This window comes from Alsobacter sp. P4_H11 (assembly GCF_056400925.1).
The window spans coordinates 22120-48077 of the sequence record NZ_JBFUKI010000012.1 but is presented as its reverse complement, the minus strand read 5'-3'; the positions used below and the strand labels follow the sequence as shown (position 1 = coordinate 48077).

Below are 25958 nucleotides of genomic sequence, written 5' to 3'. Positions count from 1 at the left end.
GCGCCGGCCCACCCCCGCCGTCATCCCCGGCCACAGCGCCGAAGGCGCGGAGGGGAAGGGGATCCAGAGCCACACACGTCATGCCGGGCCCAGTCCCCTGGATCCCCTTCCCGGCGCTGCGCGCCGCCGGGGATGACGGAGAGAGTGCGGCCCTGTGCGGTTGGACGGCGCCGGCTCACCCTGCCGTCATCCCCGGCCGGAGCGCCACTGGCGCGGAGCGGAAGGGGATCCAGAGCCAGACGCTGATGCAGAACCCAGGCCCTGCATCGAACAGTAATCTTTCCAAAGTGACCTTGTTTATCGCACGGTTGCGATGATCCTCATGAAAAACGTTGTTCAAGCGGGAATAACCTGCGATCTGGATTACTGTTCCGGTCTTTGGAGATGTTAATGTCTGCCCGCGAAAATTATACGCATAGAATAAATTGCACAATCGAAATAGATTTCCACAAGGCAGTGAGATCCAGGGTGTGATTATCGAGATAATCGAGTTGACTATGGCCTCGGCTGTGGAACATTTCACCTAACGGAGATGAACCGATGGCTGACAAAAATTCTTTTCCCCAAATACCGAGTACCGTTTGGTGGGGCGTTCGCAACATTCTACAGCGCGCGCCGAGCACAACTATTGATGAACGATTGCTAAGTGTGCAACTTGCAGTTCAAGACGCTGCATCACGACAGTACATTCTGGAGCTTAAAAGGGCGAAAATACTTTCAGAAGACAACAAGGCCACTGCGTTGGCGCAGAAATGGCGGTTAGATGAGACATATGTTGAAGCAGTCGATGAGATAATTGCCGCTATCTACCCCGAAGGACTGCTGGATGTCGCGCCACCGGGAGAAGCAGATCGACAGAAGGTCGTGAGTTGGTTTCTTCACGAAGGGCTTGGTCAGGGCGCGGCAGGAAATAAAGCGGCAACTTACCTGCTGCTCAGTAGTCGAGAGCCAAATGAGGCCCCCGGTCGCGCGGTCGCGACAAAAAAGCCAGATACTGGTAAGCAGCCGCGAGGAACGTCTGTCTCTAAACCAAAGACAATCAGTGCTGCAAGCCAGAGAGCGGCCTCTCCCTCACCTCGCTCCTACAGCGAGAGCTATCCGCTTAACATTAACGTTCAGATCCATATCAGCGCAGACGCTGGAACGGACCAAATCGAAAGCATTTTCGCCGCAATGAGGCGCTACTTGCATGACGATCCCACTCGTTAATCGCCTGCGCCAGTTTCAGGAGTTTGTCCTCGAAGCCGGCTTGGCGCGCTCAGTTCTTGGGCTGCCAGCACCAAGGATGCTGGGAACTGCCAGCCTCACTGCTGACAATGCGGGCTCAGCGAATATATTCACGCAGATGGTCACTGAGCCTGAGATAGTGGCTGTTTCACGTGATCTTTTCGTTTCTGGTCACTACTCACTTGCAGTTCAGCAGGCATATAAAGCAATAGAGAAATATATTGAGGATAAAGTAGGTCCGCAGGCTTCAAATGGAACGAATTTCATGGAAACGATATTCTCGCCGCATAATCCCCTGCTTCACTGGACCACCAGAACAACGAGATCTGAATTAGATGAGCAAAAAGGATACATGCGTTTGTACTCTGGGGCTATGCTTGGCATTAGAAATCCAGTTGTCCATGAGTTCGATTGGATAGAGGACCAAAATGTTGCTCTTGAGCTGATAGTCTTTGCGCAGCATCTCCTGCGCAAAGCGCGCGTCGCGAAGGTAGGTGGCTAGAGAGTCCACCCCCTCACACCACCCCCCGCATCCGCGCAAACCCCGCGTCCAGATCCCCCTTCAGATCCTCCAGATCCTCCAGCCCGATGTGGAAGCGCAGGGCCGGGCCGGGCGGGGCCCAGGTGGTGGCCGTGCGGTAGGTCGCGCAGTCGAACGGGATCACGAGGCTTTCGAAGCCGCCCCAGCTGTAGCCCATGCCGAAGAGCTTCAGGTCGTCCAGCAGGGCGGCGAGCTGGGTGGGGGAGGCGGGTTTCAGGAGCACCGAGAAGAGGCCCGAGGAGCCGAGGAAGTCGCGCTTCCACAGGGCGTGGCCGGGGTGGGTTTCCAGCGCCGGGTGCAGCACCTGGTGGACTTCCGGGCGCGCCTCCAGCCAACGGGCCATGTGGAGGGCCTGCTTCTCGTGCTCGCGCAGGCGCAGCGCCATGGTGCGGATGCCGCGCAGGCACAGGAAGGCGTCCTCGGGGCCGGCGCAGGGGGCGGTGAGGTCGAAGGTTTTGCGCAGGCGCGGGAACCACTCGGCGTTGGCCGAGACCACGCCCATCAGCAGGTCCGAGCCGCCGGAGAGATATTTGGTGCCCGCCTCGATGGCGATGTCGACGCCGCGCGCGTGCGGGGGGAAATAGATCGGCGTCGCCCAGGTGTTGTCCATCAGCACGCACAGGCCATGACGATGCGCGACCTCCGCGATGGCGGGCACGTCCTGCATCTCGAAAGACTGCGAGCCCGGCGCCTCGGTGAGGATGGCGGTGGTGTTGGGGCGGAAGAGCCGTTCCACGTCGGCGCCCAGCGCGGGGTCGAAATAGGTGGTCTCGACGCCGAACTTCTTCAGCAGCCCCTCGCAGAGCTCGCGGGTGGGGCGGTAGACCGAATCGGTGACCAGCAGGTGGTCGCCGGCCTTGAGGCAGGTTTGCAGCGCCACCACGATGGCGGCGAGGCCCGACGGAAGCAGCACCGTGCCGGCCGCGCCGGCGAGCTGCGTCCAGGCGGTCTCCAGCGCCTCGATGGTGGGCGTGCCCTTGGTGCCGTAGCTGTAGCGCCCGCGCCGGTGGAGGATGTCGTCATAGGTGGGGTAGAGCACCGTGGAGCCGCGATAGATCGGCGTGTTGACGAAGCCGTGCTGCTCGGAGGGGTCGCGGCCCGCATGCACGAGCTGGGTGCTGACGGCCAGCTTGCGCCGGTCTTCTTCGGTGAGCTTCTTCATCGGGGCATTCCGCAACTTGGGGCGTCGGGGCAGGCGAGGGCGCAAAGGGTGCAGCGACATCCGGCCGCGTCAACCCCGAAGGTGGCCGGACTTCGGCGAGGCCTTGGCCGAAGAGGGGCGGCCAAGCCCTTGACCGCACGCCGAAAGTCACATGAGATGCAGCCATTCCGGGCCCTGCCAAGACGCAGAGCACTGCGCGCGCAGGTCGGACCAGACCCCTTGAAAACAGGGGCGAAAATCACGGAGTGGGAGCTTTTTTCCGATGAAAACCAACATTCTCGTCTCGGCCGCCTTCGGCGCCGTCGCGGCGCTGGTCGCCGGGTCGGCCTCGGCCGGCACGCTCGACAACGTCAAGCAGAAGGGCTTCCTGCAGTGCGGCTCCAACACCGGCCTCGCCGGTTTCGGCCAGCCTGACGCCCAGGGCAACTGGACCGGCCTCGACGTCGACTTCTGCCGCGCCATCGCGGCGGCGGTGTTCAACGACGCCACCAAGGTGAAGTTCGTGCCGCTGTCCGCCAAGGACCGCTTCACGGCGCTGCAGTCCGGCGAAGTGGACGTCCTGGTCCGCAACACCACCTGGACGATCTCGCGCGACACCTCGCTCGGGCTCAACTTCACGGGCGTGAACTATTATGACGGCCAGGGCTTCATGGTTCGCAAGAGCCTGAAGGTCGCGTCCGCGCTCGAGCTCAACGGCGCTTCCGTCTGCGTGCAGCAGGGCACCACCACCGAGCTCAACCTCGCTGACTATTTCCGCGCCAACAAGATCCAGCTGAAGTCGGTGACCTTCGCGTCGTCGGACGAGACGCTGAAGGCCTACGAGGCCGGCCGCTGCGACGCCTTCACGACGGACGCCTCGGGCCTCTACGCCGAGCGCCTGCGCCTGGCGCAGCCGGACGACCACCTGGTTCTGCCCGAGATCATTTCCAAGGAGCCGCTCGGACCGGCCGTTCGCCATGGCGACGACCAGTGGTTCGACATCGTGAAGTGGGTCGGCTACGCCCAGGTCACGGCCGAGGAGCTCGGCGTCGACCAGAAGAACGTCGACGCGATGCTGAAGTCCGACAACCCGGACATCAAGCGTCTGCTCGGAACCGAGGGCAAGTTCGGCGAAGCGCTCGGCCTGCCTAACGATTGGGCGTATCGCGTCATCAAGCTCGTCGGCAACTACGGCGAGAGCTTCGAGCGCACCGTCGGCCAGGGCTCGCCCCTGAAGATCAAGCGCGGCCTCAACGCGCTGTGGAACAAGGGCGGCCTGCAATACGCGCCCCCGATCCGCTGATCTGAGTACCGCGGGGCGTGGATCAACCACGCCCCGCATCACGACGGCCGCAAGTGGAACGACGCTTGCTAGAAGGTCGTCGGGGAGTGGGGAACGGGATCATGTCAGTTCAGACCGAGGCTGCGTCCGCGCGGCCCAAAGTTTCGCCGCTCTATGACCCAAAGGTGCGCAGCGTCGCGTTTCAGGTCCTGCTGTGCGTGGGCCTGGGCTTCCTGGTCTATGTGGCGGTCAGCAACGCGCACGAGAACCTGTCGCGGCAGAAGATCGCCACCGGGCTCGGCTTCTGGAACAACCTCGCGGGCTTCCCGATCAGCCAGACGCTGCTCGACTATTCCGAGCGCTACAGCACCTACGGGCAGGCGTTCTGGGTCGGCCTCTTGAACACGCTGCTGGTCGCGGTGGTCGGCATCGTGCTGGCCACGCTGCTCGGCTTCACGATGGGCATCGCGCGGCTCTCCAAGAACATCCTCGTGGCCGGGGTGGCGCGCTGGTATGTGGAGATCGTCCGCAACCTGCCGCTGCTGCTGCAATTGCTGTTCTGGTACAACGCCGTGCTCAAGGCGCTGCCCAGCGTGCGCGACAGCGCGCAGCTGCCCTTCGGCATCTTCCTCAACAATCGCGGCCTGTTCTCGCCCCGGCCGGATCCCGAGCCCGCCTTCGACTTCGTCTGGCTGGCGCTGGGCCTTGGCGTCGTCGGCACGATCGCGTTCCGCTGGTGGGCGCGCAAGCGGCAGGAGGCGACCGGCGCGCAGGCGCCCGTCGGCTGGGTGACGCTGGGGCTGGTCATCGGCCTGCCCGTGCTGGTGTTCCTTCTCGCCGGCCGGCCGATCGCGTTCGATTATCCTGCCGCGACGCGCTTCAACATCGGCGGCGGCATGGTGCTGCAGCCGGAGTTCCTGGCGCTCCTGTTCGGCCTCACCATCTACACGGGCGCGTTCATCACCGAGGTGGTGCGCGCCGGCATCCTGGCCGTGTCGCACGGGCAGACCGAGGCGGCCTACGCGCTGGGGCTGCGGCCCAACATCACCACCAAGCTGATCATCATCCCGCAGGCGATGCGGGTGATCATCCCGCCGCTCACCAGCCAGTATCTCAACCTCACCAAGAACTCCTCGCTGGCGGTGTTCGTGGGCTATCCCGACCTCGCCAACGTGTTCACCGGCACGGTGCTGAACCAGACCGGGCAGGCGATCGAGGTCGTGGGCATCACCATGATGGTCTATCTCACCATCAGCCTGGGCACGTCCTTCGTGATGAACATCTACAACAATCGCAAAGCTCTGGTTGAGCGGTGAGGGGCGCGCCATGACGACCGCAGACGCTTCCTCCTTCCCGACGCCGCCGCGCGCGGATCCCGGCCCGGCCTATGTGAGCCGGACAACGCTCGCGCCGTCGCCGCCGCCCTACAGCGTGGTCGGCCCCGTGGCGTGGATGCGCGAGCACCTGTTCACCGGGCCGGTGAACATTGCGCTCACGATCATCATCGGCCTCCTGCTGGCCTGGATCATCCCGCCTTTCCTCCGTTTCGCGATCTTCGACGCGGTGTGGAGCGGGGCCAATCGCGACGTCTGCATCTACACGCCCGAGCGCACGGCGGTGGGCGCCTGCTGGGCGTTCATCTGGGATCGCGCGGCCTATTTCACCTATGGCTCCTACCCGGTGTCGCAGCGCTGGCGGGTGAACGTGTTCTTCGCCCTGCTGGCGATCGGCGTGGTGTGGCTGCTCAACCTGAAGGCGCCGCGCCGCGATCTCGGCGGGGTCTACTTCTTCGTCGTGCTGCCGATCCTGTCCTACATCCTGCTCGTCGGCGCGCCCTGGCTCGGCCTGCGCAATGTCGAGACGAACCTGTGGGGCGGCATCCTGGTCACCATCGTGTGCTCGGCGGTGGGCATCGTGGTGTCGCTGCCGCTCGGCATCCTGCTGGCTCTGGGGCGCCGGTCGACCATGCCGGCCGCCAAGCTCATAAGCGTCATCTTCATCGAGTTCGTGCGCGGCGTGCCGCTGATCACCGTGCTGTTCATGGCCAGCGTGATGCTGCCGCTGTTCGTGCCGGACTACCTGCAGCCCGACAAGCTCCTGCGCGCGCTGGTCGGAATCGCGCTGTTTGCGGCCGCCTACATGGCCGAGGTGGTGCGCGCCGGCCTGCAGGCGCTGCCGCGCGGGCAATATGAAGGCGCGATGGCGATGGGCCTGAGCTACTGGCAGATGATGACGCTGGTCGTCCTGCCGCAGGCGCTGAAGATCACCATCCCGAACATCGTCAACACCTATATCGGCCTGTTCAAGGACACGACCCTGGTCGTGATCGTCGGCATCTTCGACTTCCTGAAGACCATCGAGGCGGCGCGCATCGACCCCACCTGGGGCGCGCCCACCGTCTCGGCCACGGGCTATCTCTACGCCGCCATCTTCTACTTCATCTGCTGCTACCTGATGTCGAGCTATGCGAGGGGCGTGGAAGCGCGCCTGGCGCGGGCCGACAAACGGTAAGGGAGTTCCACCATGTCATCCGCACTCGCAACGACGCCCGCCGCCCTGGCGCCCGCCCAGCTCAAGAACGAAACCGCGATCGAGCTGATCGACATGAACAAGTGGTACGGCGAGTTCCACGTGTTGCGCGACATCAACCTCACGGTGAAGCGCGGCGAGCGCGTGGTGGTCTGCGGCCCGTCGGGCTCCGGCAAGTCGACCATGATCCGCTGCATCAACCGGCTTGAGGAGCATCAGAAGGGCCGCATCATCGTCGACGGCACGGAGCTCACCAACGATCTCAAGAAGATCGACGAGATCCGCCGCGAGGTCGGCATGGTGTTCCAGCACTTCAACCTCTTCCCGCACCTCACCATCCTGGAAAACTGCACGCTCGCGCCGATCTGGGTGAAGAAGCTGCCCAAGAAGGACGCCGAGGAGATCGCGATGCACTACCTGCGTCGCGTCAAGATCCCCGAACAGGCCAACAAATATCCGGGCCAGCTCTCGGGCGGCCAGCAGCAGCGCGTCGCCATCGCGCGGTCGCTGTGCATGAGCCCGAAGATCATGCTGTTCGACGAGCCCACCTCGGCGCTCGACCCCGAGATGGTCAAGGAGGTGCTGGACACCATGGTGTCGCTCGCCATGGAGGGCATGACGATGATCTGCGTGACCCACGAGATGGGCTTCGCCCGGCAGGTCGCGAACCGCGTCATCTTCATGGACGCCGGCCAGATCGTCGAGATGAACACGCCGGACGAGTTCTTCAAGAACCCGCAGCACGAGCGCACCAAGCTCTTCCTCAGCCAGATCCTGCACTAAGCCGGGAGCCGGGACGCGGCCATGCTGCGCGCCGTCGCGGCCCTGCTCGGCCTCGGGCTCCTCACGCTCGCGGCCGTGCTGGCGCTGATCGGCTGGCGCAGCGGCCGGGCGGCTGTCGGGCCGGTGCTGGCCGGCGCGGTGGTGTCGCTCGCCGCCATCCTGTGGGTCGACTGCCGGCAATGCGCCACCGGCCCGCTCTATGTGGGCGCGCTCGTATCGCTGCCGTTCTTCCTCGTGGGCTGGGTCACGCTGGCGCTGGACCCGCACGGCCTGGCGCGCGGCGCCGGGCTTCCGGTCGGCGCGGCCGGCCTCCTCACCTGCGGGTGGGCCGCGCTTCTCACGGTGGTGGTCACCTTCGGCGGCCACTGCCCCTGCGCAACGCTCCCCTGGCTGGACGCCGCCCCGCCGCTGCGCGCGGTCGGAACCGACCGCCTCATCGGCCCCATCCTGCTTCTCGCCGGCGCCCTCACGCTGCTCCTCGCCCGCCATGCCGCCCGGAGGCGTGTGGCCGGCGGGTGACGGGGAGGGCGCCTGCGCCTCTCCGTCATTGCGAGCGCCAACGGAGCAATCCAGCTGACGCTGGGCGTGACGCCCGGCGCCGAGGCCGGTTCCAACCACCTGGATTGCTTCGCTTCGCTCGCAATGACGGCGAGGGGCTGCATCGTCGTGCGCGTTCCCTCTCCCGCCTGCGGGAGAGGGGCAGGGGTGAGGGCGGCGGGTACCCCTCCATCCCTCCGTCATTGCGAGCGCCAGCGAAGCAATCCAGCTGACGCCGGGCGCTATGCCCGGCGCCGAGGCCAATCCCAACCGCCTGGATTGCTTCGCTCCGCTCGCAATGACGGCGAGGGGCTCAATCGTGGTGCGCGTCCCTCTCCCGCTTGCGGGAGAGGGGCAGGGGTGAGGGCGCCGGGGACCCCTGCATCCCTCCGTCATTGCGAGCGCCAGCGAAGCAATCCAGCTGATGCTGGGCGCTCCGCCCGGCGCCGGGGCCAACCCCAACCATCTGGATTGCTTCGCTGCGCTCGCAATGACGGCGAGGCGGATTTAATATGAAAATAATCCTTGACATTCCGCCCTGTTTCCCGCACCCTGCGCCTACTCTCGACCCAGGGAGGGGGCGCTTCCGGAGCGGTCCGTTGCGGGGTCGGGGCGCGGCGCCTGCGCGGGTGGGGATACCGGACCCACCCTCCCGGGAGGCCTTTCCGGAGCGGCCGGGCCGAGGGCTCGATGAGGTGAAAGCCTCGTCAAAGCCTCAGGTCAGGCAGTCAGCCCGCCCGCCCCACACTACGGTGGGGCCGTGGACGCGGCCACCTTAACACCCTCGCGGTTGCTGCCCACAAGGAGCGGCCACGAGGAAGGAGCGCGGGTCGGAAAGGTTCAAAATCGCCGGTCGCGAGGCGTCGGCCCGTCCGAACCCTACGCGTAAAACCCTAGATGGGCCGGCGCCTCGCGGCGCCCCTCCACCAGATTGCACCACCTCCGGGCGGGCGGAGATCGCGGACGCTTGCCCAGGGGGGAGAAGGTGCCGCCGAGCGGGGGAGAAGGGGGCTCAGCCGGGAGAGAAGGGCGCCAGGACGCTCAATCCCTTTGCCGTCATCCCCGGCCGGAGCGGCGCAGCCGCGGAGGGGAAGGGGATCCAGGAGCCAAGGCCGGGCTTGGGACCCAGTCCCCTGGATCCCATTCCCGGCGCTGCGCGCCGCCGGGGATGACGGGGAGAGTCACTGAAATCGCGGAGGCGCTCGGCGACGACGCACATCACCGGAGCCCCCATGCACGCCCAATTTTCAGGCCGGCCCGGTCGCGACCGGGCAGTCGTCGCGGCCGCCCCATTCGGCCCAGGAGCCGTCATAGAGCGCTCTGGTGTTCACGCCGGCGGTGTTGAGCGCCAGCGTGAGGATCGCTGCCGAGACGCCGGAGCCGCAGGTGGTGACGATGGGCTGCTTCAGGTCGACGCCGGCCTGCTCGAAGGCGGCGCGGATCTCCTCGGGGCTTTTCAGTTCGCCGTTGCGGACGATGTCGGTCCACGGCACGTTGCGGGCGCCGGGCATGTGGCCGGCCTTCAGGCCCGGCCGGGGCTCGGGCGCTTCGCCGCGGAAGCGGTCGGCCGCGCGGGCGTCCACCACCTGGTGGCTGCCGGACGCCAGCATGCGGGCGATGTCCTCGCGGCTGGCCACCGCGCCATGGTCGAAGCGCGGCGTGAACACGGCCGGGCGCCGGCGCGTGGGCTCGTCCGTCCAGGGCCGGCCCTCGGCCTTCCACTTGGGCGCTCCGCCGTCCAGCACGGCCGCGTCGCGCACGCCGAAGCTGTGCAGCATCCACCAGACGCGCGGGGCGGCGAACATCCCGAGCCCGTCATAGACCACCACCCGCATGCCGTCGCCGATGCCGAGCGCCGCCATGTGGCGGGCGAATTCCTCCGGCCGGGGCAGCATGTGCGGCAGCGGGTCGTTGTGGTCCGACACCGCGTCGATGTCGAAATGCACCGCGCCCGGGATGTGGCCGGCCGCGTATTCGGCCTTGCCGTCGCGCTTTTGCGTCGGCAGGTACCAGGAGGCGTCCACGACCACGAGGTCCGGCGCCGAGAGGTGATCTTCCAGCCACGCGGTGGAGACGAGATTGGTGTTGGCCGACATCGGCGACAGCTCCTGGCAGGGGCGGGAGGATCAGACGAGGGCGATCCGGACGCGCCGGTTCTGCTTGCCCTTTTTTTCGATGTTTGTGACCGCGACGCCGCCGATCTCCGCCGTGTTGCGGACATGCGTGCCGCCGCAGGGCTGGAGATCGAGGCCGACGATCTCGACCAGGCGGACCCGGCCCGTTCCCATCGGGGGCTTCACCGACATGGTCTTCACCAGGCCGGGATTGGCCTCGAGCTCCTCGTCGGTGATCCAGCGCTCGCGGATCTCGGCGTTCTGGGCGATCTTCTCGGCGAGCTTCGCGGCGATGTCGTCCTTGTCGAGCCCGCCATCCGGGATATCGAAATCGAGCCGGCCTTCGCCGTCGCCGATCGAGCCGCCGGTGACCGGGTAGGGCAGCACGGTGGTGAGGAGGTGCAGCGCGGTGTGGATGCGCATGCGCGGCATCCGGACGCTCCAGTCGAGCCGGGCCGTGACCTTGTCGCCGGGCGCGGGCGCCGCGGAGCCGGCCGCCGGCACGTGCACAATCGTGCCCTTGTCCTCGCCATAGACGGCGGTCTCGATCGGGATCTCGGCGCCGGACGCGGTGACGAGCGCGCCCTTGTCGCCCGGCTGGCCGCCGCCCGTGGGATAGAAGACGGTGCGGTCGAGAATCACGCCCCCGCGGTCATTCACCGCCACCACGGTCGCGTCGCAGGATTGCAGGTAGGCGTCGGAGCGAAACAGCATCTCGGTAGGCATCGGCGTTCCCGTGCGGCTCTTAATCGGGCTGGCGCAGCCCGGGGGCGCGAAGCTAGACCAGTTCTCGGGAGGCGGGAAGCGCCCACGCCCGGGACCGGGCCGGTACGGGTTTGCCCGAAGTCGCGATTTCGTGATCCAATCGCATCCCTATGGCGTAAGGGCTATAGAAGCTCGATCTGGAGCGCGACGGGACCTGCCTTGAGTTCTTTTGCTGAAACGCCCCCCACGACATCACGACTGGACGAGTTGCTCGTCGGCTATGCGGCCGGCAGTCTTCCGGCCAGCCTGCACAAGCTCGTCGCGGCCCATCTCTACCTGAGGCCGGAGAGCCGGGCTTTTGTGCGCGCCATCGAGCAGATCGGCGGCGAGGCGCTCGAGGAGACGCCAGTGCAGCCGCTGCCGGATCGCGACCGCAAGCTCGCGGCGATCTTCGCCGCCGCCGAGAAGCCGGACGCCGTGCGGCAGCCGCCGCATTGCGCGGTGCTGCCGCCGCCGCTCTGCGCGCTCACCGGCCGGACGCTCGACGAGATACCGTGGCGGCTGAAGCTGCCGGGAATCCGGGAATTTCGCCTGCCGACCGAGGATGGGTCCGAGGCGACGCTGTATCGGATCAAGGCCGGCAAGACGATCCCGTCGCACACACATGAGGGCAGCGAGGTCACGCTGGTGCTGAGCGGGGCGTTTTCGGACGTCACGGGTCATTACGCGCGCGGCGACGTCGCGATCGCGGACGCCGACCTCGACCATCATCCCAAGGCGGACGACGGGCCGGATTGCATCTGCTTTGCGGTGACGGACGCGCCGCTGCGGCTGACGGGACCGCTCGCCCGTTTCGTGCGCCGCATCACCGGGCATTGAGCCCCGGGGCGGCGCGCCCATGCGCCGCTCGCCCCTCGTGACGCCAGACCGGAGAAGAGCATGTCGAGCCTGTATCGGGCGACGCCGGCGGACGGGGTCGCGTGGGTGACCGGGGCGAGTTCCGGCATCGGCCGGGCCACCTGCCTCGAACTGGCGAAGCGGGGCTATACGGTCGCGGCCACGGCGCGTCGCAAGGACGAGCTCGAGAAGCTCGCCGCCGAGGCGACCGGCCCCGGCCGCATCCTTGCCTATCCGGCGGATGTAACCCGCCGGGACGAGATGGTCGGAGCCGTGGAGGCCATCGAGGCGCAGGCCGGGCCGATCGTGCTCGCCTTCCTGAACGCCGGAACGTTCTTTCCCATGAAGGGGCCGGAGTTCGATCCCGACCTCGTGATGCGCACCTTCGACATCAATGTCGGCGGCACGGTGAATGGCCTCGCGGCCCTGATCCCGCTCATGACAGCGCGCCTCAAGGGACAGATCGCCGTGAACGCCTCCGTGGCCGGCTATGGCGGCCTGCCATCGTCCACCGCCTATGGGGCCACCAAGGCGGCGCTGATCAACATGGCGGAAGCGCTGAAATTCACGCTCGACAAGGCCGGCGTCACCCTGCAGGTCGTGAACCCGGGCTTCGTCGGCACGCCGCTGACGGCCAAGAACGATTTCCCGATGCCGTTCATCATCCCGGCCGAGAAGGCCGCGGTGCGCATCTGCGACGGGTTCGCCCGGGGCGGCTTCGAGATCACGTTCCCGCGCAAGCTGGCCTGGATCCTGAAGGCCGTGAACCTGCTGCCCTACTGGCTTTATTTCCCGCTGGTCGGCAAGGCGACGGCCAGCGACACCGGCCGGGGCTGAGGCTCAGCGGAGCCGGGCCTCGATCGCGTCGCGGAGTTCGGCGTGGCCGGCCGCGTCGAGCGGAAAGCGCCAGACCAGCGCGATGGCGCCGAGCTTCAGCAGCACCGGCAGCCCGGCATACAGAAACGCCAGCATGGTGAGCCCGGCGGGCTCGAACCGGCCGGCGCCGGGCTCGAACCCCGCCGCGCCGAGCAGCGGAAACGCGATCCCGACCGCGCCCGCCAGCGCGAGCTTGGTTGCGAGCGCCCAGAACGCGAGGTAAAGCCCGGTCCGCTCCTCGCCGGTGCGGGCCGTGTCGACGTCGATGACATCGGCCTGCATGCTGGCCGGCAGGATCACGTCGGCGCCCAGCGCCAGGCCGGTGACGAGCGTGATCGCCGCGAAGGCCCAAACGTTTCCCGCCGACAGCATCGGCGCGAACGCGAAGGCGAGGCAGGCGAGCCCCATGCCGAGCGCCCAGGCGCGGTGCTTGGACGTGCGCCGCGCCAGCCACAGCCAGGCGGGCACGCCGGCCGCGCCGGCGACGAAGTACAACACCAGCAAGGGCCCGGCCGCATCCGGCGCCTCCAGCCGGTGGCGGACGAAGAACAGGAACAGCGTCGCCGGCAGGCCGTTGGCGAGGCCGTTGATCAGAAACGCCGCCAGCAGCCTCAGGAACGGGCGATTGGCCAGCAGAGCGGCGGCGGCGTCCCGCCAGGAGCCCCGACGCTGCGAGCGGTCCTCCGGCTCCGGCACCGTCGCGACGGTGAGTAGCACCGCCATCGGCAGCGCGACCGCGACGATCACCGAGAAGGCTCCCAGCACGGCGCGGTCGCCGTTCAGGCCGAAGCTCGGCAGAAGCGCGGGCAGGACCAGCGCCAGCAAGGTCCCGACGACCGTGAACGCCTCGCGATAGGCCGTCACGCGGTTGCGGCCCGCGTAGGACCGGGAGAGTTCGGCGCCCCAGGCCAGATACGGGATCTGCATCGCCGTCCAGGCGACCGAGAGCAGCACGCCCCAGACGCCGAGATAGAGCAGCCCGGCCCCGGCCGGGGGCGTGAAGATCCTCCAGGCGGCGGCCGCCAGAAGCGGCGCGGCGCAGAGAATCCAGAGGCGGCGCCGGCCGAAACCCGGACGGAAGCGGTCGGCCAGCACCCCCACGAGGGGATCGCTGGCGGCGTCCATGATGCGGACGAGCATCAGGACCTGCCCGACCGCCGCGATCGGCAACGCCAGGTCGCCGGCGTAGAAGGCCGGCGTCAGCACGTAGAAGGGCAAGGTGAGGATCGCCAGCGGCAGGGCAGGGAGCCCGTATGCCAGCAGCCGGCCGGGGCCCGGCTCGCGATCCGCCCTCACGCGGTTTTGGCGTAGACGAGCTGCCGGACGTCGATGTTGCCGGAGCGGAAGCCTGCCTCGCAGTAGGCGAGGTAGTATTCCCACATGCGGCGGAAGCGCTCGTCGAAGCCGAGCGGCATGAGGCTCGGCCAGGCGGCGCGGAAGCGCTCGCGCCATTCGGCCAGGGTCGCGGCGTAGTCGAGGCCGAAGATCCGCTCGTCCTTGAGCGCCAGGCCGGCCTTGTCGCCGAGGTTCTTCAGGATCCCGGGCGAGGGCAGCATGCCGCCCGGGAAGATGTAGCGGCGGATGAAGTCGACCTCGCGCGTGTAGGTTTCGAAGAGGCGGTCCTGGATGGTGATTACCTGCAAGCCCGCGACGCCGCCGGTCTTCAGCCGCTCGGAGAGCTGCCGGAAATACACCGGCCAGTATTCCTTGCCCACCGCCTCGAACATCTCGATCGACGCGATGCGGTCATACATGCCGCGTTCGTCACGGTAGTCCTGGAGCTTGATCTCGACGCGCTCGTTCAGGCCCTGCTCGAAGATGCGCTTTTGCGCGTAGTGGAACTGCTCGCGCGAGATCGTCAGGCCGGTGACGCGGCAACCGATGTCCTTGGCGGCGAATTCGGCGAAGCCGCCCCAGCCGCAGCCGATCTCGAGCACGTGGTGCGAGGGATCAATCCGCGTCGTCTCGGCGAGCGCGGCATATTTGCGCCGCTGGGCGGTGGCGAGATCGTCGCCCGCCTGGGTGTAGAGCGCGGACGAATAGGTCATCGAGCCGTCGAGCCAGGACTCGTAGAAGCGATTCCCGAGGTCGTAATGCGCGTGGATGTTGCGCTTGGAGCCCGCCTTGGTGTTGCGATTCATCCAGTGCCGCATGCGTTGCCAGAAACGAACGAGCGGCCGGTCCTCCAGCATGTTGGCGATGAGGTGGTGGTTGGCGCAGAAGAGCTCGAGAAACCGCGTCAGGTCCGGGGTTTCCCATTCGCCGCTCAGAAACGCCTCGGCGATGCCGATGTCGCCGCCCTCCAGAAGCCGCCGCGCGAAGCTCAGGTCGCGGATGTGCATGACGGCGTCAGGCCCGGGCAGGGAGCCGGGCGCCAGCAGCACGCGGCCGTCCGGCAGGTGGATCTCGAGCGAGCCGACTTCCAGCTTGGTCGCAAAGGCGAGCGCCTGCCGGGCCGCCATCGGCAGGTCGCGTGCGACCTCGGCGACGTTGTCGGCCGTCAGACGGAGGGGACCGTGATGATCAGGATTCGTCTCAGGCATGGTGCGGGGGCGTCCTGCTCTTTGTCGTGTCATGGCCGCGCCGTCGAGGGCGCGAACCCTTGTGCGCCAGTCTCCTGGGCGCCAAATCCTTGTGCGCCGGTCTCCGGCGATCGCGCGATCGTGTCGAACCCGACCATGCGGTCGCCGTAGCTCAGCGGCGGAGGCGCGGGCGGTCGTTTCACCAGCCGCATGCCTTTCAGCCAGAGGCGGAGCGCCTCCCAGTGAATGCCGCCGAGAACCGTGAAGGTGAGAACCGGAATCCGCGCCAATGCTGCCAGAAGCGAAGAGGTCGTCAAGTGACGCCGCTTGCCCTGGAAGGTGGCGGCCAGCAGCGGGCCCTGGTCGTCGGTTTCGAGGATTCGCACCGCAATCGTGTCGCCCGGCGGGCGCACGCGGAAGCGGTAGCGCATGTCGAGATCGTTGAACGGCGACACGTAGAACAGCTTGCGGCGCTCCTGCCGCAGGCCCTCCGGGCCGAGCTCGCCCGGGGCGACCGGGCACACATAGGTGTGGTGCTCGCCGAAGGTGTTGCGGACTTCGTAGATCGCGGCGGCCAGTTCGCCGTCCGCCGCATAGGCGAAGTAGACGGAGAGGGGATTGAACCCCATGCCGGCGATGCGGGGATAGCAGAGCAGGAGCACCTTGCCGCCGGGCAGACCGAGCCCGGCTTCGGCGAGGATGCGGTCCACATAAGCCCGCAGCGACGACCCGTCCCGCGGGCCGTGGTCCTCCTGCCAGAAGGACAGCAGGTTCCAGCGGCCGACCGAAAAGAAGATGCTGGCGCGCGACGCTTCCGAGAGCCGATCGAGATCGATCAGCAGCGAGAACACCTCGTAGGAGAACCGGTGTTCCACCGGCTTCATGCGCGCATGCATCACGCCACCCCGATACAGCGACGCTGCGTCCTTCGGCGGTGGGAAGTGGATGCTCATTCGGCCGCCTGCAGGATTTCGGCCGGCGTGCGACGCCAGGAGACGCTGGCGCCGAGCGCCTCCGCGACGGCGAGGCCCGACTTCAGCCCGTCCTCGTGGAAGCCGTGCGCCGTCCAGGCGCCGCAGAACCAGGCGTGGTTTCGGCCCTGGATCTCCGGGAGCCGCTTCTGGGCCGCCAGCGCGCCGGTGTCATATTGCGGATGCGCGTAGGCGAAACGCGCGAAAGTGCGGTCGTCCCTGGGCGGCTTGGGCGGGTTCAGGGTGACGAACAGCGGCTTTGCGGGGTCGATGTTCTGCAGCAGGTTCATCCAGTAGGTGACGCACAGATCAGCGTCGGGATCGTCGTTCTGCATGACGTTCCACGCCGACCATGCCCGGCGGCGACGCGGCATCAGCGTTGTGTCCCGATGCAGGTAGACGGCGTTTTCGCGATAACCCACGGCCCCGAGCACGGCCGCCTCGTCCGGCGAGGCGTCCTTCAGCATCGCGAGCGTCTGGTCGGAATGGGCGGCGAAGATCACGTGGTCGTAGAGCTCAGCGTCGCCGGACGCGTCCGTAACCTCGACGCCAGCCCCGGTCCGGACCACCGACGTCACGGCCGAGCCGAGCCGGATCCGGTCGCGGAAAGGCGCGGTGATCTTCTCGACATAGGATCGGCTTCCGCCGCTCACGGTGCGCCAAACCGGCCGCTCCCATTGCAGCAGGTGGTGATTCTGGAAAAACGCGATGAAACTTTCGGCCGGGAAGGCCAGCATGGCGCGGGGCGACATCGACCAGATCGCCGCGCCCATCGGAACGAGGTAGTCGTCCCGAAACCGCTTCGAGAACCCGCGCAGGGTGACGTAGTGATCGAGGCTGAGAGAATTCAGGCGACCCGCCTCGCGATCCTCGATTGCGACCCGGTTGAAGCGCAGCACCTCGATGAGCATGCGCAGGTAGCCGGCCGACAACAGGTTGCGGCGCTGCGCGAAAAGGCCGTTTGCGGTGTCTGTGGTGCGGCCGCACCATTCGAATCGACCGCCCCGCGCCGAAACCGCAAAGCTCATGTCCGACGCCTCGGTCTTCACGCCGAGCTCGGCGAAGAGGGCGGTCAGGTTCTCGTAGTTGGCTTCGTTGTAGACGATGAAGCCCGTATCGACGGCGATCCGGGCGCCGTCATAGTCGATATCCACCGTCGCCGAATGCCCGCCAAGCCGAATGTCCCGTTCATAAACGGTGACGCGGTGCCCCGTGCTGGTCGCCAATGCGTAGGCCGCTGCATTGCCGGAGATACCGGTTCCGATGATGGCGATGCGCATGGACCCTCGAGGCAGGCGTGGTTGATCTTATGCTGGTCTATACGGGCCCGTCGCGGGTTTGGTTTTACGCACGGGCGTCGGAGATCGACGCCAATGCCGCCAGGGCGCGCGCCCGCGCTTCATCGTGAGGGACGATGGGGGTCGGGTAGGTCTCGCCGAGGCGCACTCCCGCCGCCGCCAACATGGCGGGCGGAGCCGTCCAGGGCGCATGAATGTGGCTCGAAGGCATTTTCGCGAGCTCGGGGACGAACCGGCGAACATAGGCGCCGTCCGGATCGAATCGCTCGCCCTGGAGGATCGGATTAAAGATGCGGAAGTAAGGGGCCGCATCGGCCCCGGAGCCCGCAACCCATTGCCAGCTGGCCGCGTTATTGGCCGGGTCGGCGTCCACCAGCGTGTCCCAGAACCACGCTTCGCCCTCTCGCCAGTCGATCAGCAGATGCTTGATCAGGAACGAGGCCGTGATCATGCGGACCCGGTTGTGCATCCAGCCGGTTTGCCAAAGCTGGCGCATGCCGGCGTCCACCACGGGGTAGCCCGTGCGCCCACGCCGCCAGGCTTCCAGCTCGCCAGCGTGGCTCCGCCACGGGAAGTCGTCGAATTTCGCCTGGAAGTTGGTGCGCGCGAGATCAGGGTTGTGGAACAGCAGGTGGTAGGCGAATTCGCGCCAGCCCAGTTCAGCCTTCAGTTTCGTGAGATCGGACGCGGGCGCTTTCGAGCGGCCTGATTCGACCGCCTTCGTCGCCGTCGCCCAGATTTGCCGCGGGCTTATTTCGCCGAAGCGCAGATAGGGCGACAACCGCGAGGTGTGGGCCTGGTCCGGACGATTGCGGCCGTCGCCATAGCCATCGAGTTCGTCTGCGACGAAGAATTGCAGCCGGGCCTGCGCGCCGGCCTCGCCGGGCGTCCAGGTCTCGCGCAGGCCGCCCGCCCAATCGGGATGAGTCGGCAGGAGACCGAGGTCGCCGATGTCGAGCCCGCCGAGCGCGGACGCGTCCACGGCGGCGCCCTTGATCTCGTCGGGAGCGCGAAGCGGCGCGGATGGCGCGCCTGTCGCCTGCGCGGCTTTCCAGAACGGCGTGAACACCTTCATGGGGTTTCCGGCGCCGGATTTCACCGTCCACGGCTCATAGAGCAGCGCGCCGTTGTGGCTCTCGGCGTGAACGCCCGCGGCTTTCAGGTCCGCTTTGACATCCGAATCGATCGCGATCCCGGGCGCCTCGTAGCGTCGATTCCAGACCGCGGCTTGCGGAGACAGCTCCCCCACGAGTCGCTCCACCACCAACCGCGCCGCGCCGCGCAGCACCAGGAGGTCCGCGCCGCGCTGGCGGAGATTCTCCCGCAGGGAGACGAGCGAATGGTGCAGCCACCAGCGCGAGGCGCCGCCCAGGGGCCGCATGCCGTCGCTCTGCTCGTCCAGGATAAAGAACGGGATCACGGGCGCGCCGGTCGCGATGGCGGCGGCGAGGGCGGGATTGTCCCCCAGCCTCAAATCTTCTCGAAACCAGACCAGAACCGGGGCAGCCATGCGTCTTCAACGCTCCTCTGCGCCAACGGGCGCTGCGAGGCTACGCGGCGCGACCCCGTACAGATCACACGAAAACGCCCGGCGCGGGAGCCGGGCGGCGAACGATACTGAGCAAAGAAGGAAGTGGCTCCCCGAGCAGGGCTCGAACCTGCGACAATTCGATTAACAGTCGAATGCTCTACCAACTGAGCTATCGGGGACCGGTTGGCAGGGCGGGGATTACATCACCCCTCCCGGGCATGCAACCCCCTCGGACGCGGATCGGGCGAGAAAACTGCGAAATTGAACCTTGGCCGGGTATGAGGCCCGCGTGCCCAGGAGGGGGCGCGCACGGGTTCGTGCGAAACGCGAGCGTTTCGGCGCAACCTTCTCAGCTTTGGGGAAAAAAGTTTGGAGGCCTCGCCCGGAATCGAACCGGGGTGCAAGGATTTGCAGTCCTCTGCGTAACCACTCCGCCACGAGGCCGTCGTGTCGCCGCGGGCAAGCCGTCGGCGTGAGCAGCGCCCTGATAGCGAACTCCGGCTGCGTCGGCAACGGCTTTCGTGTCGGCCCGTCGCGGCCGTCCGCAGCTTTCGGCGGCGTGGACGTAAAGGGCAGGGGCATCGTGGCCGGCGCAGGTGCGGCGGCGCTTGCGTTTTGCCGCGCGCTGGACGAAAACGCCGCACGATCCAGGCGCATGCGCGCCCGCGCCATTTTTCGCCGGAGATGGACCCCATGGCCGATTTCGCCTTGCAGCGTCGCATGATGGTCGACTGCCAGCTGCGGACCTACGACATCACCTCCGCGCCGGTTCTGGCCGCCATGGAGGAGACGCCCCGTGAGGTCTTCCTGTCGGCGGACCAGCGCGGCTTTGCTTATGTGGACCAGTCGCTCACCGTGAGCGCCGGCGGCGGATCACGCGCGATGTTGACCCCGATGGTCTTCGCCCGGCTGCTGCAGGCCGCCAACATCAAGCCGACGGACGTGGCGCTCGATGTCGGCTGCGGCGTCGGCTATTCCAGCGCCGTGCTGGCGCGGTTGGCGGGGCGGGTCGTGGCGCTCGAATCGGACGCCGGTCTCTCGGCGAAAGCCTCCGAGCTGCTCGGCGGCCTTGGCGTCGATACGGTCGAGGTCGTCACCGGCGCGCTGCGCGAGGGCTACGCCCAGCATGCTCCCTATGACGTGATCGTGGTGAACGGCGCGTTCGAGGTGGAGCCGAGCGCACTGTTCGCGCAGCTCGGCGAAGGCGGGCGCCTCGTCGGCGTGTTCGGGACGGGCCGTTCGGCCAAGGCCATGGTGTATCGCAAGTCCGGCGCAGCCGTCGGCGGCCGGGCCGTGTTCGACGCCGCCGCGCCGGTTCTAGAGGAGTTCAGGACGGCTCCGGCGTTCGTTTTCTGAGCGCCAACCGGACTGTAACCTTTTTGCGGCACCGTGGCTAAATCAGCCGATGCAACTTCTCGTATCGGAACTGGCGGGTTAGCTTCCTTCGTGCCTGCGACGGCTCCTTGAGTCGCCTAGGCAGCGTTCGGTGTGGCTAAGGCTGCGTACGGATCCGGAGGCCGCATGTTGCGGTCGAGACGGGTCTCATTGAGGCGGGTGGCGAATTGTCCAACGGTGCAAAGCAGAACCTGCGCAAAGTCTTGCTGACTGGCGCTGTTGCCGCTTGGCTTCTCCCGATGGGGAGCGCGAGTTCCGAGACGATCGAGAGCGCCCTGGCTCGGGCCTATGCGGCGAACCCTCAGCTCAACGCCCAGCGCGCCAGCGTGCGCGCGGTCGATGAAAACGTGAACCAGGCGCTGTCGGGCTACCGCCCGAAGATCGCGGCCTCGGCGGACGCCGGCTACACGGTTCAGGACGTTCTCTCCCAGGGCGTCACCAGCAACTCGAAATCATTTCCGCGCGGCATCGGCGTGCAGGTGAACCAGACCGTGTTCAACGGCGGCCGCACCGGCAACAATGTGCGCCGCGCCGACGCCGGCGTTCTGGCTGCCCGCGAGCAGCTGCGCTCCACCGAGCAGAGCGTGCTGCTGGACGCCGCCACGGCCTATATGGACGTGCTGCGCGACACCGCGATCCTGAACCTGCGCAACAACAACATTGACGTGCTCGAGGAGCAGCTTCGGCAGACCCGCGACCGCTTCAACGTCGGCGAAGTGACCCGCACGGACGTGGCGCAGGCCGAGGCGCGCCTCGCGGCCTCCCGCTCCGACTCGTCCACCGCCGCCGGCGCCCTGAAGGCGTCGCTGTCGCGCTTTCGCCAGGTGATCGGCGTCGACGCGCGCCAGCTCGCGCCCGCCAAGCCGATGGAAGCCAACCTGCCGCGCTCGCTCGACGAGGCCGTGGCGCTGGGCCTCGGCGGCCATCCGGCCGTGCTGGCCGCTCTGCATGGCGTGGATGCCGCCGCGCTGCTCGTGAAGGTGACGGAGGGCGAGCTTGCCCCCAGCCTCACTTTGCAGGGCACGGTTTCGCATCGCTGGGACTATCAGTCGCCCAACAATGAGCTGAACACCGCCTCGGTGGCCGGCACGCTGTCGGTGCCGCTCTATGAAGGCGGCGAGGTTTATTCCCGCGTCCGGCAGGCCAAGGAAACGCTCGGCCAGCGGCGCATCGAGGCCGACCAGGCGCGTGACGCCGTTCGGCAGGCGGTGGTGTCGTCCTGGGCCAATCTCGAGGCTACGAAGGAGCGCATCATCTCCTCGCAGGCTCAGATCCAGGCCGCCGAAGTGGCGCTGAACGGCGTGCGCGAGGAGGCCAAGGTCGGCCAGCGCACCACGCTGGACGTGTTGAACGCCCAGCAGGAGCTCCTGAGCGCCCGCGTGAACCTCATCACGGCGCAGCGCGACCGCGTGGTGGCGTCCTACAACCTGCAGAGCGCGCTGGGACGGCTGTCGTCCACCCGCCTGCGGCTGGCCACGCAGGAGTACAAGCCCACCGTTCATTACGAGCAGGTGCGCGACAAGTGGATCGGCCTGCGCAATCCGGACGGCCGCTGAGCGCCGAAGCCTCTGGATAGCGCCGCCACGCTGCTTGCATGGCGGCAAGCCCGGGCGATACTCCTCTGGAGAGATTCGGCGCAGGCAATCATCTGATTCGGCGCCGCTTGTGGCTGTAGTGGAGCGGCGGGCGCGATGAGTGCGAGCCTGAAGGCTAACGAACCTTCGATGGAGGAGATCCTCGCCTCCATCCGTCGCATCATCGCGGATGATCAGAAGGATCAGCCTGCTCCCGAACCCGCCGCGGTGGCCGCGCCCGAGCCGCAGCCCGTCGAGGAAGAAGACGACGTTCTCGATCTCGCGACCGTATCGCCTTCGGCCTGGGATGAAGCCGACGACGACGACATCGCCTTCAAGGAAGAGCCCGAGGAGCCGCTGCTCGTGCTTCCCAAGAAGCCCGAGCCGGCGCCTCCGCCGCCCGAGCCGCCGCAGGCGGTCGCGCCCGAGCCTGCTCCGCCTCCGCCGCCCCCGCCTCCGCCCGTGTCAGACGACGCGCTGCTGTCGCCGATGGCCAACGCCAGCGTGGCGTCGACCTTCAACATGCTGTCCTCCGCCATCCTCACCAGCCAGGCGCGCACGCTGGAGGACCTGGTGAAGGACATGATGCGGCCGATGCTCAAGGCCTGGCTCGACGACAATCTCCCCGTGATGGTGGAGCGGCTCGTAAAGGCCGAGATCGAGCGCGTGGCGCGCGGCGGCCGCTGAGCGGCGGGGCGACGGCGCGCAGCTTTTTTCCGACGCGAGCCTTAGGCTCGCATTCCTGCGACGCCTGCAAGCAGGGCGAGCCTGAACGCTCGCGGTCCGGCGCGGCGGGCCTGATCGGGGCACTGCGCCGTTGACTAAGGCGGTGCGCTCGGTTTTCTAGCGCCCAGCGCGGGCGAGGAGCCCGGCCGAAGGATTCACGATGGACAAGACGTTCGAACCCGCTTCCGTCGAGAAGCGCATCGCCGAGCTTTGGGAGCGGGAAGGGGCCTTCAAGGCCGGCCGGCCCGAGCGGGCAGGGGCGCAGCCCTTCACCATCGTGATCCCGCCGCCGAACGTCACCGGCTCGCTGCATATGGGGCACGCGCTCAACAACACGTTGCAGGACATCCTGTGCCGGTTCGAGCGCATGCGCGGCAAGGACGTGCTGTGGCAGCCCGGCACCGACCATGCGGGCATCGCCACCCAGATGGTGGTGGAGCGCCAGCTCGCCGAGAAGCAGCAGCCGGGCCGTCGCGAGATGGGGCGCGAGGCCTTCGTGAAGCGCATCTGGGATTGGAAGGCCGAGTCGGGCGGCGTCATCGTCAACCAGTTGAAGCGCCTCGGTGCGTCATGCGACTGGTCGCGCGAGCGCTTCACCATGGACGAGGGCCTGTCCCGCGCGGTGCTGAAGGTGTTCGTGGCCCTGCACAAGCAGGGGCTGATCTACCGCGACAAGCGGCTCGTGAACTGGGATCCGAAGTTCCAGACCGCGATCTCGGACCTCGAGGTCATCCAGGTCGAGAAGAAGGGCAGCTTCAAGTGGGAGCGGCCGGCGGCCGACGCCGAGGAGCCCGCGCCGCTCGATCTGGCCGCGCTCGGCAAGCTGCTGGACCGCGACGCCAGCGGGCATCTGTTCTACTTCGACTACCCCCTCGAGGGCGCGGCTCATGACCCGGCCGACGCCGGCACGTTCATCCGCATCGCGACGACGCGGCCCGAGACCATGCTGGGCGACACCGCCATCGCGGTGCATCCCGAGAACGATACGCTGAAGCACCTCATCGGCCGCAACGTCGTGCTGCCGCTGGTCGGGCGCGTGATCCCGATCGTGGCCGACGACTACGCCGACCCGGAGAAGGGCACCGGCGCGGTGAAGATCACCCCGGCGCATGATTTCAACGACTTCGAGGTCGGCAAGCGCCACGCGCTGCCGATCATCAACGTGCTGGACGCCGAGGCGGCCATGCTGCTCGCCGGCAACGCGGCCTTCCTGGCCGGAGCCACGCCGGAGGCGGACGTGCTGGCGCTGCATGGCGTCGACCGCTTCGAGGCGCGCAAGCGCATCGTCGCGATGATGGCCGGCAAGGGCCTGCTGTCGAAGATCGAGCCGACCGGCCACACGGTGCCGCATGGCGACCGCTCCAACGTGGTGATCGAGCCCTGGCTGACGGACCAGTGGTACGTGGACGCCAAGACCATGGCGCAGCCGGCGCTCGCGGCCGTGCGCGACGGGCGCGCCAAGTTCGTGCCCGAGAACTGGGAGAAGACCTACTTCCAGTGGCTGGAGAACATCGAGCCCTGGTGCGTCTCGCGCCAGCTCTGGTGGGGGCACCAGATCCCGGCCTGGTACGGGCCGGAGGGGTCGATCTTTGTCGAGGAGAGCGAAGAAGCGGCTCTGGCGGCCGCGCGGGTGCAGTTTGGCGATAGTGTCACGCTGAAGCGTGACGAGGACGTGCTCGACACCTGGTTCTCGTCCGCCTTGTGGCCCTTCTCGACTTTGGGCTGGCCGGACCAGACGCCCGAGCTTGCGCGGCACTATCCGACCGACGTGCTGGTCACGGGCTTCGACATCATCTTCTTCTGGGTCGCCCGCATGATGATGATGGGCCTCCACTTCATGGAGGAGATCCCGTTCCACACCGTCTACATCCACGCCCTCGTCCGCGACGAGAAGGGGGCGAAGATGTCGAAGTCCAAGGGCAACGTCATCGACCCGCTGGAACTCGTGGACAGCTACGGCGCGGATGCGCTGCGTTTCACGCTGGCCGCCATGGCGGCGCAGGGGCGCGACATCAAGCTCTCCCGCCAGCGCGTCGAGGGCTATCGCAACTTCGCGACCAAGCTCTGGAACGCGGCGCGCTTCGCCGAGATGAACGAGTGCGCCCGCGTGGCCGGCTTCGACCCGGCCGCCACGACTCTGCCGCTGAACCGCTGGGCGCTGGCCGAGCTGAACCGCGCCGTCGGCGAGGTCACGGCTGCGATCGAGGCCTACCGCTTCAACGACGCCGCCAACGCGGCCTACCGCTTCGTCTGGAACGTGTTCTGCGACTGGTATCTCGAACTCGCCAAGCCGGTGTTCATGGGCGAGAACGCGGCCGAGAAGGCCGAGACGCGGGCCAGCGTGGCCTATGTGCTCGACGCCATCGCGCGGCTGCTGCACCCCTTCATGCCGTTCCTCACCGAGGAGCTGTGGGAGATCAAGGGGCAGGAAGGGCCGGCCCGCGACAGCATACTCGCGCTGGCGCCCTGGCCGGCCGACGCCGGGATCGAGGCGCCCGACGCGCAGGCCGAAATCGGCTGGGTGGTCGCGCTGATCGACGAGATCCGCTCCGCCCGGCAGGAAGTGAACGTGCCGGGCGCGGCGCAGATTCCGCTCGTGCTGGTCGGCGCCGGCGCCGAAACGCGAGTCCGCGCCGAGCGTTGGGCCGAGATGCTGAAGCGCCTCGCGAGGCTTTCGGACATCTCCTTCGCGGATGTCGCGCCGGGTGAGTCGGTGCAGCTCGTTGTGCATGGCGAGGTCGCGGCGCTGCCGCTGGCCGGCATCGTCGACATCGCGGCCGAGACGCTGCGGCTCTCCAAGGAGATCACCAAGCTGAAGGGCGAGGTCGCCAAGATCGACGCCAAGCTCGGCAACGCCGACTTCCTGGCCCGCGCGCCCGAAGAGGTTGTCGACGAACAGCGCGACCGCCGCGAAGACGCCGAAGCCCGCATCGCCAAGATGGCCGAGGCTCTGGAGCGCCTGAAGAAAGACTGACCTCGTACTTCGAGCCGCCGCAACGCGCCCCCTCTCCCTGGCACAGGGAGAGGGCTGGGGTGAGGGTGGGGCGGCTTGGCTCGGGTTCTGCGCCCGGCGGCCCTCACCCTGTCCCTCTCCCCTGGTGGGGAGAGGGGACGCGCGGCGGCGGCTCGGGCGACAACGTAGCGCTCGTGTTTCTATCGATGGGCCGCAGCGCGCCCCCTCTCCCTGGAACAGGGAGAGGGCTGGGGTGAGGGTGGGGCGGCTTGGCTCGGTGTTAAGCGCCGAACGGGCCCTCACCCTGTCCCTCTCCCCTGGTGGGGAGAGGGGACGCTCGGCGCCGACTCGGGCGA

Annotated in this window: 21 protein-coding genes and 2 tRNA genes; 13 read left to right on the top strand and 10 right to left on the bottom strand. The window is 67.4% G+C overall.

Features of this window, described 5'->3' with window-relative positions; all coding sequences use genetic code 11:
- Nucleotides 1-540: 540 nt before the first annotated feature.
- Nucleotides 541-1209, top strand: coding sequence for a hypothetical protein (locus tag AC1DSZ_RS19675; protein ID WP_476840042.1), 669 nt, complete (start codon nucleotides 541-543; stop codon nucleotides 1207-1209).
- Nucleotides 1190-1729: a TIGR02391 family protein gene (locus AC1DSZ_RS19670; protein ID WP_476840041.1), complete on the top strand. Its 540-nt coding sequence runs from the start codon at nucleotides 1190-1192 to the stop codon at nucleotides 1727-1729. The genes AC1DSZ_RS19675 and AC1DSZ_RS19670 overlap by 20 nt, the downstream gene beginning before the upstream one ends.
- 13 nt (nucleotides 1730-1742) lie before the next feature.
- Here AC1DSZ_RS19670 and metC read toward each other — a convergent pair whose 3' ends face one another.
- Nucleotides 1743-2930: a cystathionine beta-lyase gene (gene metC, locus AC1DSZ_RS19665; protein WP_476840040.1), complete on the bottom strand. Its 1188-nt coding sequence runs from the start codon at nucleotides 2928-2930 to the stop codon at nucleotides 1743-1745.
- Between the two features lie 262 nt (nucleotides 2931-3192).
- Here metC and AC1DSZ_RS19660 point away from each other — a divergent pair, with 262 nt between their 5' ends.
- The 5 genes from AC1DSZ_RS19660 to AC1DSZ_RS19640 all read left to right on the top strand — a co-directional run bounded on the left by AC1DSZ_RS19660 (nucleotide 3193) and on the right by AC1DSZ_RS19640 (nucleotide 8022).
- The gene (locus AC1DSZ_RS19660) at nucleotides 3193-4212 is read left to right on the top strand and encodes an amino acid ABC transporter substrate-binding protein (RefSeq protein ID WP_476840039.1); all 1020 of its coding nucleotides are present in this window, start codon (nucleotides 3193-3195) and stop codon (nucleotides 4210-4212) included.
- A gap of 101 nt (nucleotides 4213-4313) precedes the next feature.
- The gene (locus AC1DSZ_RS19655) at nucleotides 4314-5507 is read left to right on the top strand and encodes an amino acid ABC transporter permease (protein WP_476840038.1); all 1194 of its coding nucleotides are present in this window, start codon (nucleotides 4314-4316) and stop codon (nucleotides 5505-5507) included.
- Nucleotides 5508-5517: 10 nt separating this feature from the next.
- Nucleotides 5518-6702, top strand: a complete 1185-nt coding sequence (locus AC1DSZ_RS19650; protein WP_476840037.1) for an amino acid ABC transporter permease — start codon at nucleotides 5518-5520, stop codon at nucleotides 6700-6702.
- A gap of 12 nt (nucleotides 6703-6714) precedes the next feature.
- Nucleotides 6715-7503, top strand: a complete 789-nt coding sequence (locus AC1DSZ_RS19645; protein ID WP_280514675.1) for an amino acid ABC transporter ATP-binding protein — start codon at nucleotides 6715-6717, stop codon at nucleotides 7501-7503.
- A 21-nt stretch (nucleotides 7504-7524) separates the two neighbouring features.
- Nucleotides 7525-8022 (top strand): hypothetical protein, encoded by a 498-nt coding sequence (locus AC1DSZ_RS19640; RefSeq protein WP_476840036.1) that lies wholly within the window; start codon nucleotides 7525-7527, stop codon nucleotides 8020-8022.
- 1265 nt (nucleotides 8023-9287) lie between these two features.
- Here AC1DSZ_RS19640 and sseA read toward each other — a convergent pair.
- A complete protein-coding gene (sseA, locus tag AC1DSZ_RS19635; RefSeq protein WP_476840035.1) occupies nucleotides 9288-10136 on the bottom strand; it encodes a 3-mercaptopyruvate sulfurtransferase in 849 nt (282 codons plus the stop codon).
- A gap of 30 nt (nucleotides 10137-10166) precedes the next feature.
- Nucleotides 10167-10880, bottom strand: a complete 714-nt coding sequence (locus AC1DSZ_RS19630) for an alanyl-tRNA editing protein (RefSeq protein WP_476840034.1) — start codon at nucleotides 10878-10880, stop codon at nucleotides 10167-10169.
- 198 nt (nucleotides 10881-11078) lie between these two features.
- Between AC1DSZ_RS19630 and AC1DSZ_RS19625 the strand changes: the two genes are divergently transcribed.
- Together AC1DSZ_RS19625 and AC1DSZ_RS19620 are read left to right on the top strand one after the other, a co-directional pair.
- The gene (locus AC1DSZ_RS19625) at nucleotides 11079-11738 is read left to right on the top strand and encodes a ChrR family anti-sigma-E factor (protein ID WP_476840033.1); all 660 of its coding nucleotides are present in this window, start codon (nucleotides 11079-11081) and stop codon (nucleotides 11736-11738) included.
- A gap of 60 nt (nucleotides 11739-11798) precedes the next feature.
- Complete coding sequence (locus tag AC1DSZ_RS19620; RefSeq protein WP_476840032.1) at nucleotides 11799-12593, top strand: SDR family NAD(P)-dependent oxidoreductase; 795 nt, start codon at nucleotides 11799-11801, stop codon at nucleotides 12591-12593.
- Nucleotides 12594-12596: 3 nt separating this feature from the next.
- On the opposite strand, the gene AC1DSZ_RS19615 is transcribed toward AC1DSZ_RS19620, so the two are convergent.
- The 7 genes from AC1DSZ_RS19615 to AC1DSZ_RS19585 all read right to left on the bottom strand — a co-directional run bounded on the left by AC1DSZ_RS19615 (nucleotide 12597) and on the right by AC1DSZ_RS19585 (nucleotide 19398).
- The gene (locus AC1DSZ_RS19615) at nucleotides 12597-13928 is read right to left on the bottom strand and encodes an MFS transporter (RefSeq protein ID WP_476840031.1); all 1332 of its coding nucleotides are present in this window, start codon (nucleotides 13926-13928) and stop codon (nucleotides 12597-12599) included.
- Nucleotides 13925-15175 carry a class I SAM-dependent methyltransferase gene (locus tag AC1DSZ_RS19610; protein ID WP_476840030.1) on the bottom strand — a complete coding sequence of 417 codons (1251 nt, stop codon included), beginning with the start codon at nucleotides 15173-15175 and terminating at the stop codon, nucleotides 13925-13927. The genes AC1DSZ_RS19615 and AC1DSZ_RS19610 overlap by 4 nt, the downstream gene beginning before the upstream one ends.
- 29 nt (nucleotides 15176-15204) lie before the next feature.
- Nucleotides 15205-16107 (bottom strand): DUF1365 domain-containing protein, encoded by a 903-nt coding sequence (locus AC1DSZ_RS19605; protein ID WP_476840029.1) that lies wholly within the window; start codon nucleotides 16105-16107, stop codon nucleotides 15205-15207.
- Nucleotides 16104-17405 carry an NAD(P)/FAD-dependent oxidoreductase gene (locus tag AC1DSZ_RS19600; RefSeq protein ID WP_476840028.1) on the bottom strand — a complete coding sequence of 434 codons (1302 nt, stop codon included), beginning with the start codon at nucleotides 17403-17405 and terminating at the stop codon, nucleotides 16104-16106. The genes AC1DSZ_RS19605 and AC1DSZ_RS19600 overlap by 4 nt, the downstream gene beginning before the upstream one ends.
- Before the next feature lie 64 nt (nucleotides 17406-17469).
- Complete coding sequence (locus AC1DSZ_RS19595) at nucleotides 17470-18933, bottom strand: cryptochrome/photolyase family protein (RefSeq protein WP_476840027.1); 1464 nt, start codon at nucleotides 18931-18933, stop codon at nucleotides 17470-17472.
- Nucleotides 18934-19057: 124 nt separating this feature from the next.
- Nucleotides 19058-19133 (bottom strand) — tRNA-Asn (locus AC1DSZ_RS19590).
- 191 nt (nucleotides 19134-19324) lie between these two features.
- Nucleotides 19325-19398 (bottom strand) — tRNA-Cys (locus tag AC1DSZ_RS19585).
- Nucleotides 19399-19647: 249 nt separating this feature from the next.
- Here AC1DSZ_RS19585 and AC1DSZ_RS19580 point away from each other — a divergent pair.
- The 4 genes from AC1DSZ_RS19580 (at nucleotide 19648) to AC1DSZ_RS19565 (ending at nucleotide 25623) form a co-directional block, all read left to right on the top strand.
- Nucleotides 19648-20310: a protein-L-isoaspartate O-methyltransferase family protein gene (locus AC1DSZ_RS19580; protein ID WP_476840026.1), complete on the top strand. Its 663-nt coding sequence runs from the start codon at nucleotides 19648-19650 to the stop codon at nucleotides 20308-20310.
- A gap of 278 nt (nucleotides 20311-20588) precedes the next feature.
- On the top strand, nucleotides 20589-21905 hold the full coding sequence (locus AC1DSZ_RS19575; RefSeq protein ID WP_476840025.1) for a TolC family outer membrane protein: 1317 nt from the start codon (nucleotides 20589-20591) through the stop codon (nucleotides 21903-21905).
- A gap of 168 nt (nucleotides 21906-22073) precedes the next feature.
- Nucleotides 22074-22610, top strand: a complete 537-nt coding sequence (locus AC1DSZ_RS19570; RefSeq protein ID WP_476840024.1) for a PopZ family protein — start codon at nucleotides 22074-22076, stop codon at nucleotides 22608-22610.
- A 199-nt stretch (nucleotides 22611-22809) separates the two neighbouring features.
- Nucleotides 22810-25623, top strand: coding sequence for a valine--tRNA ligase (locus AC1DSZ_RS19565; RefSeq protein WP_476840023.1), 2814 nt, complete (start codon nucleotides 22810-22812; stop codon nucleotides 25621-25623).
- Nucleotides 25624-25958: the final 335 nt, after the last annotated feature.